We start from the raw sequence: 14,949 nt of genomic DNA, 5'->3' as shown, positions 1-14,949 counted from the left end.
TTTCTGAGACCATTGATTTTTATCGAAAAAGCACTCTATCACTACAATATCTGTGAATAATGATTCTGTAACCATAAGTAAATTCGACTGTGAATGCCTCTTTCGTGCTATCTTATAGTGGTGGGGTCTTTAAATAATCCCTTCTTAGGGATTGAAACACAGACTCATAATTCACTGATACTGAACCCACCCTGCTGACAAAGCAGCGAATCCCTATTAGGGATCTCAACACGGCGTTATCCATATCTCATCCCCTTTACTCTTAAACCAATGTGTCAAGGTGTCTAGCAATAGTGCAGACTGCCCAAAGGCAATACAGTATGGTGGTGTATTGTCTAGAACACTATATTGGTCACTAATTGGGTAAATCTGAAAGTGCATTGGCAATCGTCCTTGCTGACGTACTCTCTCTAAGGGAAAAGGCAGCAGATAACTAACTAATGCCTGTTTCTTCAATTGCTTGTTAATTTCACTAATCCAATAGTTTGCAGGTTGCCAAACCTGAATACCCAACAACACCTGGACATCCCAAGTATCAGCAAAGGGTTTCAAGTCTCCAGGATAAGTAAATTTCCAATCTAGTCTTTCTTCTCGATAACGAAGTAATTTCATAAATCCTAGACAGTTTTTAAATCTGCCTTTGGGAATAGTTGTATCTGCGCGTTCTGCTGTTACTTGTCGCAACCGTTCAAATTCTGTCCCCTTCATCGGTTCAATTTCCAAGTTGCTGAGAATTCCTGGTAAATCGTAGGTTTTGAACTTATCAGCCTCATTTTGCTCGGTATTATCGTAAATTCCACACAGTAAAGGACTCTTACCCCGAAAACTCACAGCCTCCTCTAAAATCGGATTTCCCTTATCTGTTCCTGAAAGTTTGTGCCATTTTTCTTCCCATTCTTTGCTACGGACAAAAGCTGCTTTAAGATTGGCTTGTCTTTTATCAGTGCTGAAAACTATCTCACAATCTTTCTTTAGTGCTTCCTGACTACCTGCTGCATATTGCTGTCTAATATTAGGATGTCCCAACTGTCGAACCAGTCGCATAGATTGAACAACACCCCATTTAAAGTAATAGCCTGTAAAATCATTAATTTTGCGGTATTTATCCCTAATTTGATCATGAAAAAATGGACGTTCATAAACTTCGCCTGACTTCAATGGTGGTGCTTCATCCTTCTCATCTTTTTCAAAAAGCCTTTTCACCAAAAATTCAGGGACAAGTGCATAAGCAGTAAAGTTAGTAAAATTAATCTGCTGTCCGTTACGTTCATAAGCATCATGTCTTCCTAGTCTCCCTAAACGCTGGATAAAATTACCTGCATCGGCTGATTCAAAAAACAAGAAATTGATTGTGAAATCAACACCCACATCAATAGTGCTAGTTCCCAAAACTAAATCAGCATTTAACGATTCTTCTTTACTTTTTTTTCCAGATAAACCAGTATTTTCTTCAACTGTGAAATTATACGGCTGGAGAAAAGGTGTAAAAAAATCCTTTAATCGTTTCACAGCAGCAATAGAACTAAGAATAATTGCACCTTTGCTACCTGGATACTTTTGTAAATGATCTAAAATCAATGCTGCATTATCTTTTAACCAAGTTTCAGAAGCTTTAGGCTTAGATTCTAAACAGATAAACTGCAATGATATTTTCCCTACAACTTTTCGCCAAGATTGGGTTTTTAGATGCTCAGATTTAGTAAGATTATCAGTAAATTGATATTTATCCTCTTCAAGTGGGTTGATTTCATGGCAGCGAAAACCTACTAATTTAAGTCTCTCAATTAATTGCGGATTTGGTGTAGCAGAAAGAAATAAAAACTTTTTACTTCTGTTGGTGTGACGAATCAATAGCATTGTGTTGATTACACTGGCGATTTGTGGTGCTTGGAATACGTGGAATTCATCAAAAAGAATGACATTGAAATGCTTATCTATTCTGTTCCAGAGTTTATCTGGATTATCTTTATAAAGTAAATATGCCCCATAGTGTAGATAGTGAAAAATATCAGGATTGGTCAGCAAAATTTCAGATTGCCCAGCGCGAGTTTCTAAAGCTACTCCTTTTTTTAAGTTTTCTTCTTCAGCATAAATTTCTAATTCTTGTCCACTTAAACGATTAACACGCGGTTTATGTTCAGGCTGAAATTTATCAATATATCCTCTAATTTGTTTTTCTTGATCTCTGGCGAGTTCGTTTGTGGGATATAGCCCTAAAACCGGAGAGTGTCTTTGCAAAATATCCAGGTATCCGGCGAGACTTTTACCGTCGCCTGTCATAGCAGTGTTGAATACTACGTCAATATTGGGATTGCGTAGTGCTTCTAAGGTAGCGACTTGATGCCAAGATAGTGACCAATCTTTAGGTATTTGCACCCCATCAGGTGTGGGGACTGTTTGGGAATAAACGGGTTTGAGAGTGATTTTGTAATTTTCGGACATAAACTTAAATAGTGTCCGTAACTGGTTGTTAAAAACTATATTGGCACGCAAAATAAAAGTTGGCAAGATAAATAAGTATAAAAGTGTCCGTATACTTTCATGAGTCGTAAAGGTCAGTCTATAACCCTGTCGGTAACAGAACGAGATAAAGCCGAACTAGAAGCGATCGCGCGTGAGTTCGGTATGATGTGGGGAGATGATCCCAATATCTCCAAACTCATCAAAGCGATCGCACAACGTCAGTTAATCATTGGTAAAAATAATGATTGGCAAGAATCGCGCATCCGCGCCTTACATCGGTGTATTGGTGCTTTAACCGATATTGGACAAGTTGAACAAGCACAAATTATTGCTGAATTATTACTAGAACGCGGCGAATTATCAACCCCACTGCGGAACGAAATTCAAGCCTTCCTAGGGAACACGCCCCCAGCTTGGCGGGTACAAATAGACCGCTATATTCTCCGTGAACAACCCTTTCAACTTTCCTATCAAGATGCAGCCGAACGAGTATTTAATTTTACAGTGCGTTATGCCAAAATTACCCCCCACGAAAAGCGAGAGTATCTTGATTGCTGGTGTGAGGAGACAGCAGGAAACTTGGATATCCCAGAACTTACCCATAATTGGTGTTTTCGTTTAGACCGCATACTAGATGCTGCCGTTACGCAAATTGACGGTGAATGGCGATCGCACTTAGACCAAATCGAAGTGGAAATGCACTTATTAAATAACTTAGCTTTTGCTTATCAAGCCAAACCCCAAGATATTTTCAATGAGTGGCTACCAGACAAACAACGAGTGCGGCGAGTTGTGAGGCGTGTACCTAATACATTTTGGTTTATTCGGGAAATCATGCAATATACCCCCGATTGTGTGATTGTATCGCCAGACAATGTGCGATCGCTGATCAAAGAAAAGCTTTTAAGTTGTTGTCAAAATTATGACTGACAACTTTTTTCCTAAAACCCTCATGCGTCTAATTCAAATAAGACATATCAGGCCCAGAGGGAATAATTCCACTGGGATTGAGGGGAAAAAGATTGCCGTAGTAATCTCGCTTTATACTGTCTAAATCACAAGTATCAGCAACACCTTTTAGCTGATATAAGTTACGTAAATAGACACTCAAATGCTCATAATCCTTGATTCTACGGCAGTTACACTTAAACAAACCATAATAGACAATATCAAACCGGAACAACGTAGTGAACAGCCGCACATCTGCTAAAGTGACATCATCTTTGCAGAGATATTTACTATGAGCCAATGCAGCCTCAATCTCATCTAGAGTTGTGAATAGCTGATCACAAGCTTTGTTGTAAGCCTCTTGTGTCTGAGCAAAACCACAACGATATACGCCATTGTTGACATAGGTGTAAATCTTCTCATTCCAAGAGTCAATCTGCTGTTTTAACTCCTCTGGGTAGAGATTCAGTGTGGGATTTAAAGCAAACTCATTAAATTCCGAGTTCAGCATCACAATAATATCTGCACTCTCATTATTCACAATAGTCTTTGTTTGTTTGTCCCATAATACCGGCACTGTAGAGCGTCCACTGTAACCAGGTTTCGCAAGAGCATATAACTCCGCTAGAGTAGAGCAATTTTCTTCGGGAGTGTCGAATACCCAGCCGCCCGTTTTCGCAGAAGGAGAAACCACCGATATTGATATCACAGTTTCTAATCCTTTCAACGCCCGAACTACTAAGGTGCGGTGCGCCCAAGGACAACCCATACCTACATAAAGGGTATAACGTCCGGTTGCTGGTGGATAGGGGCTATCTTCCCCGGTTTTGATAAAATTTCTAAATTCGCTACTAGGGCGAATATATTCTCCTGATTGATTCCGGGGAGCAAGTTTTGACATCATTATCTGCCAAAGGGTTGTCCACACAAATTTACCCATGCCAATGATAAGCTTTGGAGGTAAAGACTTGCCCTTTTTCTGAGTTTTGGTGATACTAGTCATGATAGATAGCTAACCCTGTGGAGTAAATCCAGATTTTTTCTTGCGCCTGATAGAATGCTAGCGGAAAAATGTATAGTGCTAACTTCGCCATCAGACTTAACTGCATCAGATCAGGTTCAAATAATTAGTTATGCTTCCAATAGTCATTCAACCCCACCCCGCCACAGCTACGCTTTGTCTCCCCTCCCCGTGAACCTACCGTGTACACACAAGTCGAATTACCCCCCTTAATCCCCCCTTGGAAAGGGGGGAAACCGGAAAATCTAGTTCCCTCCCATTTCCAAGGGGAGGGTTAGGGTGGGGTAAACAGAGGACTGATTGTGATTCGATAACTTGTGTATACACCGTAGCCCCGTGAACGGGGAGGGGTTGGGGGTGGGGTTCTTTGGATTTAATTTTGAATTTTGAATTTTGAATTTTGAATTGTTAAAGTCTATGTCTAAAGTTTTTGACTGTATTACAGCACAACTGCAAGACTTTATTGCAGCCCAACAAATATTTTTTGTTGCTTCTGCACCCTTGAGTCCTGATGGTCATGTAAATCTCTCACCTAAAGGATTAGATGGTTTTCGCCTGATTTCTCCCCATCAGGTAGCTTATCTAGATTTAACAGGTAGTGGTAACGAAACTTCAGCCCATATCGAAGAAAACGGGCGGATTACTTTAATGTTTTGCGCCTTTGCAGAACCTGCTTGTATATTACGTCTCTATGGACGGGGCAGAACAATTTTACCAAGTTCCCCTGATTGGCATTTATTATACTCATTGTTTCCCCCAATTCCTGGAACTCGTCAGATTATCGTTGTTGATGTGGAACGTGTGCAGACATCTTGTGGGTTTGGTGTACCACTTTATGAATATAAAGGTCAACGCCAAACTCTAGTCAATTGGGCGGATAAAAAAGGAGAAGAGGGAGTCAAAGAGTATCAACAACAGAAAAATATTGTCAGTATTGACGGGTTGGCTACTCCCCTGAGTAAATTACCCTACGTACACAAGAAAACATGAAAAAGTCTTTCCCTTACACCCCTATACCCTTACACCCCTACACCCCTTTTTCAAGTCAGACCGATTTTTGAGGAACATTTAGTCAGTATCCCACAAACTAATCTAGCCTTGCGTTTATATCAAAAGTTGGGTAGAAAAATCATGCTAGGGAGTGAAAAAATTAACTAAGTTGGTGGGATATCTTTAAAAGATGAAACTAAATTTAGTAAGAAGAAATGGGGATTTAGAAGAATAACTAATAACCAATCACCAGAGTTATTTCGTCATATTGTTGATACTTGTAAATTTGTTCAATCCAGAGACAGATATGAACCTCTAGACTTATACGTTCGTATGCCTGCCAATATTTATCCTCATAAATTATCCATGAAAATTTCCCAACTTCGCGCCGTAGTTGCAGTAGCGGAGCGCGGCAATTTCAGTGAAGCAGCTTTAGAATTACAACTTACTCAACCAGCAGTTAGTCATGCGATCGCTACTTTAGAAGAAGAACTAGGTGTACCTTTATTTGCTAGAGGTCGTTACGGTGCAGTTTTGACCTCGGCGGGAGAGCGAATTTTACATCATGCTCGTCAAGCAATGCAGCATCTAGAGATGATGCAGCAAGAAGCCAACCTGCACAAAGGTTTACATGGTGGTCATGTGCGGGTAGCATCTTTTCGGAGTCAGGATTAAGTGCAGCCATTCTGCCACGTTTAGTCTTTTAAGAAACTACCCCAGCAGTTCCTCTGGCCTTTTAAACTCGTTTGTAGGTGATAATTTTAAAAACACATGAGGGAGAAATTCCAGTGGTTTCACCATCAGAACCCCAGGAAAATTCGTCAATGCAAGCAATCTGGCGTGTGCTAGGGAGTTTGAGGAATTACGGATTGATTTCGCTGGGGGCTTTGATCAGTCTACTGCTCTTGACAGTTACAAATGCGGTGACTCCTCAACTATTTCGCTGGGCAATAGATCAGGGCATTGTCAAGCAAGATTTACAGATAGTTATATACAGTGCTGCGTGGATGGTAGCCGCAGCGATCGCTCGTGGTGTATTTAACTTTGGTCAAAGTTATTTAGCAGAATCAGCTTCTCAAGGCGTTGCCTATGACCTACGCAACAAGATTTTCAGCAAGATTCAAAATCTCAGTTTTAGCTATCATGACCAGTCACAGACTTCGCAACTATTAACCCGCGTCACCAATGATATTGAGCAAATCCGCACCTTTATTGGCACTAGTTTAATTCAAGTCATCGGTGGAGTCGTGACATTGGTGGCGATTGCGGTACTGTTGCTGGTGATGAATTGGGAACTGGCGTTAATTTCCTTGACGGTAGTACCCTTATCCGCATGGTTAATGGCGCGATTCGTCACCCGTAACGACCAAATATTCCGACAGGTACAAGAAAAACTGAGTGAGCTAAATGCTGTATTGCAAGAGAATCTCATTGGTATCAGGGTCGTAAAAGCTTTCGTGCGGGAATCGGCAGAAAAGTCGCGTTATACCAGCCTCAATGATGAATTAGTCACGGCTAACATGAAGACAATTCGTGCCATCCGTAGTACATTCCCGTTTATCTTCTTGCTGAGTAATTTGGTGACGCTGGCGGTGTTTGGCTACGGAGGAGCGCAAATCATTAGGGACAGCTTTTCCATTGGCGAACTAGTGGCGTTTAACTCCTATCTAGTATTGATTTTCCAACCAATTTTGCTGATAGGCTTTGCTGCACCTGCGATCGCCCAAGCAGCAGCTTCAGCTGCACGCATCTATGAGGTGGTAGATGCCACAATCGATATTCGCGATCGCCCCGATGCGATCGCCTTTGATACCTGTGGCGGCAGAATCACATTTGAAAATGTCTCCTTTCGCTATCCTGGCGCAACTACCGAAATCCTGAAGAATGTATCTTTTGAAACTAAGCCCAAAGAGCTAATTGCCGTGTTAGGGATGACAGGTTCTGGCAAAAGTACGATTATGAACCTGATTCCTCGCTTTTATGATGTCACCAGAGGCGCGATTCGCATTGATGGGCGGGATGTGCGAGATTTTACACTGAAAAGTTTGAGAACACACATCGGTATCGTATTTCAGGAAACTACATTATTTTCTGGTACTCTGCGTGAGAATATCGCTTACGCCAAACCCAAGGCACTACTAGAGGAGGTGATTGAGGTAGCCAAAACTGCCCAAATCCATGATTTCATTACCAGTCTACCCGATGGTTATGAGACGATTGTGGGTGAACGGGGCGTTGGGTTATCTGGTGGACAAAAACAACGGATTGCGATCGCTCGGACTTTACTCACAGATTATAGTATTCTGATTTTGGATGACAGTACCTCAGCCGTGGATGCGAAAACGGCTGCCGAAATTCAAGCCGCATTAGATGACATGATGCGCCAAAAAGCTTGTGTAACTTTTGTTGTGGCTCAACGGATTAGTACCGTCAAAAATGCTGATCGCATTTTTCTGATAGATCAAGGACGATTAGCAGCCCAAGGCACTCACGAGGAATTAATGCAAACCAGCCCACTCTACGGTGCGATTTTAGAATCTCAAGTTAAGAAACAAGGGGATAGGGGTGTGAGGGTGTAGGGGTGTAGGGGTGTAGGGGATAGGGGTGTAGGGGTATGGGGGTATGGGGGAAAAACTACTAATGACTAAGGGGTAAATTCTAGTGATTGCATCTGAGCAAGAGGAAACTCAAAAACTTTCCACCATCCGGCGTTTCTTAGGATACTTGCGCCCCTTTCGTAAAGAAATTCCCGTAGCACTGACATTAGTCTTAATCGGTGCTTCTACCCAAGCGATTGGGCCATTCTTGCTAGGTTGGTCAGTTGATAACCTCATAGCAAAAGGAAATTTGCAGGGGTTGCTGCGACTATTAGGACTACTAGGTTTAATCTATGGATTTGGTATCTGGGCAATCCGGGGTCAAATTATTCGCGTCGGCTGGATTATGCAACGATTGCTGGCGCAACTGAGACAAGATATTTTCCTCAAAATCCAGAGTCTACCACTCAGCTTTTTTGACCGCAGTGAAGCTGGCGATTTAATGAGTCGGTTGCTCAATGATGTGAATACTGTCAATCAAGCTTTTGGACAAACCGTTGCTCAAATGCTAGGCAATACTTTTAGTTTGGTTGGCATTGTGATTGCGATGCTCTCAATCAACCTAAAACTCGGCCTGTTAAGCAACTTAGTTGTACCACTGATGATTTTTACTACTAGCTTGTTTGCTCGATGGGCAAGGACTAAATTTCGCGTTACACGACAGACAATTGGAAAACTTTCTGCCAAGTTGGAAGAAGATATCGGCAGTGTGCGGGAAGCACAAGCATTCAATCGTGTACATCTTAACATTGCAGAATTTGATCTGCTTAATGCTGCTAATCGTGATGCCAACGTGGAAGCAGTAGCAATTACTTCGGCCTTTTTACCGTCGATTGACTTTCTGAACACTCTAGCTACAGCAGGTGTATTAGCATACGGTGGCTATCTCGCTGTCACAGGTGGGGCGACAGTGGGTGTGGTGACATCCTTTTTACTTTATGTGCAGCAATTTTTCCGCCCCATCCAAATCCTCAGTCAGTTTTATACCCAAGCTCAGTCTGCCTTTGCCGGACTAGAGCGAATTTTTCTGCTGTTAGATGAACCATCACAACTCCAAGACGCACCGGATGCTACCAAAATGCCTCCCATTCAAGGTGAGGTGATATTTGAGAATGTCAAGTTTGGCTATAACCCAGAACAACTAGTTCTTAAAGGAGTAAATTTACACGCTCATCCAGGACAGATGGTGGCATTGGTAGGGCATACTGGCTCAGGTAAAACGACAATCATTAACCTCATATTGCGTTTTTATGATGTGTCCGATGGTGCAGTAAAAATCGATGGTATTGATGTGCGTAGTGTCACCCAAGAGAGTCTACGCCGTCAGATTGGGATTGTTTTGCAAGATAATATTTTGTTTAGTGGGACTGTAGCGGAAAATATTGCCTTTGGTGCGCCTTATGCTACTCAAGCCGAGATTGAAGCGGCGGCACAAATGGCCAATGTGCATGAGTTTATTACCTCTCTACCCCAGGGTTACACAACTAAGTTGGGTGAACGGGGTGCGCCTCTCAGCCAAGGACAAAGACAACTGATCAGTATTGCGCGTGCCGTGTTAATCAATCCCCGCATCTTGATTTTGGATGAAGCAACCAGTAGTATAGATACCCGTACAGAAGCACTCGTACAAGATGCGATCGCCCGTTTATTGCAAGGTCGTACCAGCTTTGTCATTGCTCACCGCCTTAGCACCGTCACCCAAGCTGATCAGGTGTTAGTGATTCAGCAAGGGGAAATTGTGGAATGGGGTACTCATGCACAACTGATTCACCAGCAAGGTGTTTATGCCAATCTTTATGCTCTTCAACTGGGTGCGACAACAATAGAAGTATCTACAGGTTGACTGGATAATAGTTAGTTCAGCCAGTTGAGATTTAGCTAAGTATAGATATTGATTACTACCTGGGTACTGGTACTTGATTCATTACCGATGCAATTACCGCATCAATTTGTAATCCATCCAGCATTGCTTCAGGCTTGAGAATCAGACGATGACGCAACAGAGGCGATGCAACTGCTTTGATATCATCTGGGGTGACAAAATCTCGTCCAGCTAACCACGCCGTAGCTTGAGAAGTCTGTAACCAAGCACCAGTCGCGCGGGGTGACGCACCCAAAGCTAAATCAACTGACTGGCGTGATGCTCTTACCAATGCTAACAAGTAGTCAATAATTGCCTCAGATACCTTGACGCTTTTAACTGCTTGTCTTGCTTGTAAAATTTCCGCTACTGTTGTAACTGCTTGCAACCGATTAATTTCTAAGCGTCGCCCAGCAAAACCAGCCTGACGATTTAATAACATTTGCTTTTCGGCGGTTTGGTCAGGGTAATCTACCACTAGCTTGAATAAAAACCTATCTAGTTGCGCTTCTGGTAAAGGATAAGTCCCCTCAAATTCTAGGGGGTTTTGTGTAGCAATTACCCAAAATAAATCCGGCAATGGCAAGCTTTCACCATCCAGCGTGACTTGCATCTCTTCCATTGCTTCTAACAAAGCTGCTTGTGTCTTGGGGGGAGTACGATTAATTTCATCTGCTAATAAAACCTCGGTAAATACAGGCCCCTTTTTCAACGTGAAACTATGACTATTTAAATCAAAAATATTTGTCCCAGTAATATCTGACGGTAAGACATCCGGTGTTAATTGCACGCGGCTAAACTCTGCTTGAATAAGTTGCGCTAACACTTTTACAAGGAGAGTTTTACCCGTTCCTGGCACACCTTCTAAAATAATGTGTCCGCCTGATAATAGTGCTATGAGTAGCTGGTGTACTAGGCGGGATTGTCCGACGATAATTTGGTTAAGTTTTTCACCAAGGTTAATTAAGACTGGACGGGTTTCGCTCATAAATTTCAGTGCAGAAAGGGGGATATGAGGGTTCAATTATGACTGCTGTCAGGTCAGTATATAATCTAACTTTGCATAAATTATGACTTTTGACTTAATTTTTCCCCAATACCTCTTATTTATCCAGATGATCTGGATTTATTCCCAACGCTCTTAATTGTTCCGCCAACTCTTGAGCGCGTTGTTCTGCAAGTTTAGCCTGTTGTTGTGCTTGTTTAATCTGTTCTTCTGGTGTGAAATAACGCTTTCCTGCTTCATCGTACCAATACATCCATTCCCGCGTTACTCCACAATAATTTCCCCTTTCACAACCAATTCCTAAACCAATTTCTGGTAGCCAAACGGGGTTTCCCGGCTGTAACTCATACTTACCGTTAACTAATTTATGTACTTCTAAATGAGGTTTGCGGCGACGACGAGAAGAATAAATCACATAATAAAGTACACCTAAAGCTGCATAGTCATCTAATTTATCGCTGTATTCTTTGCGATAGTTTTGGGAGACGACTTCTAACACCAACATGGGTAAAACTTGTTCATCCCACAACACGTAACTGGGACGCAGTTCCTCATCATAAAATCGTTCTACTCCTAAGCTGAGAAACCCATCTGGGACAATGGGAGGTTTATCAGGGTGATAATAAATCCCCATATCTACCCCAAAGAACCAGTCCATGCGTTCAGACCACAGTAGCAGCAAAATTGCTTTTAGCAGTCCTGGGATGAGTTCTTGCAGTTCATTATCCACTGGTGTTTCATCAGAGTCAGGTAGTTCGTCGGCGGAAGGTAAGTACCTTGGTAGGTTGAAGTTTAACATGACTAGTTGCCCCAAATCTTTTCCACCAGTGTATTCACCCAAATTATAGCGATTTTTGGAGAAGCGATTCGCCTGCATAGGTGTGGAGTATTAACTCAATCGCTAACCCCATAAATCATGCGCGATCAACAAATTCGTGATATTTATGGAAAGCATGAGTTGTTGTCAATTATCAATTGGTAATTATCAAAAATGAATTAGGATCTCTATATGCTCACCCTCCTAACTTTTTCTCAGAATCATCTAGAATTGTTTGCTAGCAAAGATGTTGATACGGTGCTGAAAAAAATTGATGGTTCTCATAATATCTGGCTGCGCTGTATTCAATTTCGTGATCGGACTGGAACTGCAAAAATTATTAAACACTTCCAACTCGATCCATCTCGAATTGACATGATTTTCAACCGTTCCCTTACAGGAATTGATGAAGATATGGAAGATTGCTTATTTGATGGCTATGAAATCCTCACGCATCAAGTAAAAAATCAAGAATTTCAGGTGGCGCGTGGTAGTATTGTGTTAGGCAGAAATTTTATTATTACTTTTGAAATAACGGAAGTTAAAGTTTTAACTATACTAATCAACAATATTCAAAAGCGAACTATAGATGTTCAAAACTGGGGAGTTGATTATATTTTATATTTAATCTTAAAAGATATTTTAAACAATTATCATAGTGTATTTGAATATATTTCTCGACAACTTGATGATTTAGAAGACGAAGTATTAGCGATTTCTGCTGATGAAACAACTTACCATAAAATTGCTGCAATGAGGCAATCTACTCGCTCTGGTCGGCGGAATTTTCAAAATATCAAGTCGCTTCTAGCTCGCATGAATTATGAAGATTTCCAGTGGATTACTCAGCCAGTAAAAGCATTATTTAATCAAGAATTAGTTTATCAAGTTGATAATCTCTGGCAAGAATATCAAGCTTTGAGGGCTTGGATGTCAGAATTAATGGAAATTCAACGCGATAACATTGCTAGTCAAACCAGTGAGCGAATTGATCGTTTAACGATCCTTTCGACTATATTTTTACCACTTACTTTCATTACTGGTTTTTACGGGATGAACTTTAAATATATGCCAGAACTAGAGCAACCTTGGTCTTATCCTGCTGTGATTAGTGTGATGGTATTAATTGTAGTTGGTAGTATTGTATTTGCTAAACAACAACGTTGGTTGTAGTGTCAAATCGCTTCTCTACGAGACGCTACGCGAACGCTCCAATTCAAAATTCAAAATACCCTATCGGGAAGCAAGCTACAAAATTCAAAATTAAAGACAATTAGTGTCCGATTGAACATTACTCATTACTCATTACTCATTACTCATTACTCATTACTCATTACTCATTACTCATTACTCATTACTCATTACTCATTACTCATTACTCATTTAAAACTCCCTCAATGTTCGCCATTTTGCCAGCCAGTTAAATAAATCTCGCTGACTGACACGACGTTTGCGTGCTGGCAATTTTAAGACAGTATATAATTCTGCGGCATTTTTACCTGTTTTTTCCACCCAAAAGTCTAGCAAAGTTTGGTGTTCTAGCGGCACTGATCCTAACCCCAACGCTTTTTGGAGTTGTAATTGTTCTTCTTTACCGAGCATTTCGACAACAAAGTCGCTGGATTCAGCTTTTTGTAATACCCCTGCCAAAGCTTGGATGTATGCTTCACTATTATCTATAACTGGTGTCTCTAAAGCTTTTGGTTGACCAAAACGGCGATTTTGCGACCAAATCAGCACTAACAATAAAATAACAGCTTGTACAAGTAAAGCTAATAGAGGAGTTTGTGCCAAATAATTGATCAGGTTTCCTTGACCTTCTGTTTCTTTGACATCAGCATCTTTATAGCCGTGAATGTATTCATCTATAAATAATAGATTGCCGTTTTGGGTAATTAAACTGGCTAGATATTTAAAATTATTCAAGTCGTCTTGATAGGCGTTGGCGGCTAAATAGGGAGTGGTAGAAAAAATGACTTTACCTTGCTTGCGTGTATCTTGCCAAACCACAGCCCCAAAACGATCGCCTAACAAAATTTTGTCCTGTTTAGCTTTTTGATAACGTCTGCGTGTAGCAATCTTCACTTCACCCACTGCTGATGTTTGCAACGTCTGAAAATCAGATTGACTAACTCGCGATCGCACACCTAAAATTATTAAATCATTGCCTTTATCTAACCATTCTTGCTCATCAGGTAACAAATCTGGCTCTCTCAGATAACTCATGACCCTGAGAAGGGTAGCTGGTTTTTTCTCAGTTTCTAGCTTTTCTAGGGGTTTTTGCCAACGTTGAATGGTAGTTCCTTGCTGCTGCATATAAGCGTACCAAGCACCATAGCCATCGGCGGCGCGGCTATAGCTAGAACCTATGTAAATTTTCGTGGTGGGGGCAGAAATGAAGCTTAGTATAAATATTACGGCGATGGCGATCGCACCTAGCCAAGCATTACGTTTTGAAGATTTCATTGCTGTGTAATCTCCCGATAAGCTTGGCGACACTGCTCATAATTTTCTGGTGACATCTCCCCATTCCCAAAACATAATTGTTCGTGAGTCGCCATCAAAGTTTCGTATGGTTGAATGGAAGTCTGACTAGATGATCTGAGCAATTGCAGATATTCTGCATCAGTGCGACTGGGTTGGTGGAGGAGAATTTTTGTATCGTGCAGGTGTTGCAAAATGGCTAAATAAAGACAACGACACGCCTCACGGTAGTTACCTTGACGATACAATTTTTGCGATCGCTCTAACAAAGTTGTCATAGAGACATTTTCACTAGGCACTTTTGACCGAGAACGGACAGAATTACCATTATTACCCAGCCACGCATATATATAAGGGCTGAATTCTCGCCATAAACGCCAAATTACTATAGCCAAGAATAAAGCTATTACCAACCAAAACAAAAAGCTCAATAAATTAGTCACCCAAGGACTAAGTTTCCAGTCAGGAGACAATTCTGGTAGAACTCTTTCAAAGCGGTAAGACTGGTATTCTAACCATTCTCCTATTTGTTGTTGGAACTGAGATAACTGCCACTCCCAGCTAGTTTTTGCAAAAGCTTCTGTAGACATAAAAAACGGATGATATTGTTTTCCACCCCCTACCCTTTACCTATTGACCAAATTGGTAATTGGTAATTGGTAATTATGTGGGTTCAAGCCTCCACTGATTGCAATTGCGTAAAGCCTGCGGCATAGCTGCGCTTAGAGCGGAGCGGGACGTTAGTCCATTACGAATTGCGAA

Annotated in this window: 12 protein-coding genes; 6 read left to right on the top strand and 6 right to left on the bottom strand. The window is 41.3% G+C overall.

Going from position 1 to position 14,949, the window contains the following annotated elements:
* Nucleotides 1-225: 225 nt before the first annotated feature.
* Nucleotides 226-2,442, bottom strand: coding sequence for a type I-D CRISPR-associated helicase Cas3' (gene cas3, locus L6494_RS25440; RefSeq protein ID WP_237990519.1), 2,217 nt, complete (start codon nucleotides 2,440-2,442; stop codon nucleotides 226-228).
* A gap of 99 nt (nucleotides 2,443-2,541) precedes the next feature.
* On the opposite strand from cas3, the gene L6494_RS25435 reads away from it, so the two are divergent.
* Nucleotides 2,542-3,393 carry a WYL domain-containing protein gene (locus L6494_RS25435; protein ID WP_237990517.1) on the top strand — a complete coding sequence of 284 codons (852 nt, stop codon included), beginning with the start codon at nucleotides 2,542-2,544 and terminating at the stop codon, nucleotides 3,391-3,393.
* A gap of 28 nt (nucleotides 3,394-3,421) precedes the next feature.
* Here the strand turns inward: L6494_RS25435 and L6494_RS25430 are convergent, their stop codons facing one another.
* Complete coding sequence (locus L6494_RS25430) at nucleotides 3,422-4,414, bottom strand: glutathione S-transferase family protein (protein WP_237990516.1); 993 nt, start codon at nucleotides 4,412-4,414, stop codon at nucleotides 3,422-3,424.
* A 435-nt stretch (nucleotides 4,415-4,849) separates the two neighbouring features.
* Here L6494_RS25430 and L6494_RS25425 point away from each other — a divergent pair, with 435 nt between their 5' ends.
* The 4 genes from L6494_RS25425 (at nucleotide 4,850) to L6494_RS25410 (ending at nucleotide 9,862) form a co-directional block, all read left to right on the top strand.
* Nucleotides 4,850-5,422 (top strand): pyridoxamine 5'-phosphate oxidase family protein, encoded by a 573-nt coding sequence (locus tag L6494_RS25425; protein ID WP_237990514.1) that lies wholly within the window; start codon nucleotides 4,850-4,852, stop codon nucleotides 5,420-5,422.
* A 333-nt stretch (nucleotides 5,423-5,755) separates the two neighbouring features.
* On the top strand, nucleotides 5,756-6,097 hold the full coding sequence (locus L6494_RS25420) for a LysR family transcriptional regulator (RefSeq protein WP_237990513.1): 342 nt from the start codon (nucleotides 5,756-5,758) through the stop codon (nucleotides 6,095-6,097).
* Nucleotides 6,098-6,246: 149 nt separating this feature from the next.
* Entirely contained in the window at nucleotides 6,247-8,001 is a 1,755-nt protein-coding gene (locus L6494_RS25415; RefSeq protein WP_237990511.1) for an ABC transporter ATP-binding protein, read from the top strand.
* 82 nt (nucleotides 8,002-8,083) lie between these two features.
* Entirely contained in the window at nucleotides 8,084-9,862 is a 1,779-nt protein-coding gene (locus L6494_RS25410) for an ABC transporter ATP-binding protein (RefSeq protein ID WP_237990509.1), read from the top strand.
* A gap of 55 nt (nucleotides 9,863-9,917) precedes the next feature.
* Here L6494_RS25410 and L6494_RS25405 read toward each other — a convergent pair whose 3' ends face one another.
* Both L6494_RS25405 and L6494_RS25400 read right to left on the bottom strand, forming a co-directional pair.
* Entirely contained in the window at nucleotides 9,918-10,868 is a 951-nt protein-coding gene (locus L6494_RS25405; RefSeq protein WP_237990507.1) for an AAA family ATPase, read from the bottom strand.
* Nucleotides 10,869-10,983: 115 nt separating this feature from the next.
* A complete protein-coding gene (locus L6494_RS25400) occupies nucleotides 10,984-11,685 on the bottom strand; it encodes a Uma2 family endonuclease (RefSeq protein ID WP_237996276.1) in 702 nt (233 codons plus the stop codon).
* Nucleotides 11,686-11,895: 210 nt separating this feature from the next.
* Here L6494_RS25400 and L6494_RS25395 point away from each other — a divergent pair, with 210 nt between their 5' ends.
* The gene (locus L6494_RS25395; protein ID WP_237990506.1) at nucleotides 11,896-12,876 is read left to right on the top strand and encodes a magnesium transporter CorA family protein; all 981 of its coding nucleotides are present in this window, start codon (nucleotides 11,896-11,898) and stop codon (nucleotides 12,874-12,876) included.
* A 210-nt stretch (nucleotides 12,877-13,086) separates the two neighbouring features.
* Here L6494_RS25395 and L6494_RS25390 read toward each other — a convergent pair whose 3' ends face one another.
* Both L6494_RS25390 and L6494_RS25385 read right to left on the bottom strand, forming a co-directional pair.
* Nucleotides 13,087-14,169, bottom strand: a complete 1,083-nt coding sequence (locus tag L6494_RS25390; RefSeq protein ID WP_237990504.1) for a DUF4350 domain-containing protein — start codon at nucleotides 14,167-14,169, stop codon at nucleotides 13,087-13,089.
* Nucleotides 14,166-14,777, bottom strand: a complete 612-nt coding sequence (locus L6494_RS25385) for a DUF4129 domain-containing protein (RefSeq protein WP_237990503.1) — start codon at nucleotides 14,775-14,777, stop codon at nucleotides 14,166-14,168. The genes L6494_RS25390 and L6494_RS25385 overlap by 4 nt, the downstream gene beginning before the upstream one ends.
* Between the last annotated feature and the right edge of the window lie 172 nt (nucleotides 14,778-14,949).

Origin of the sequence: Nostoc sp. UHCC 0870, assembly GCF_022063185.1 — a bacterium.
Classification (GTDB): Bacteria; Cyanobacteriota; Cyanobacteriia; order Cyanobacteriales; family Nostocaceae; genus Trichormus.
This window is presented reverse-complemented; position numbering and strand designations above follow the sequence as displayed.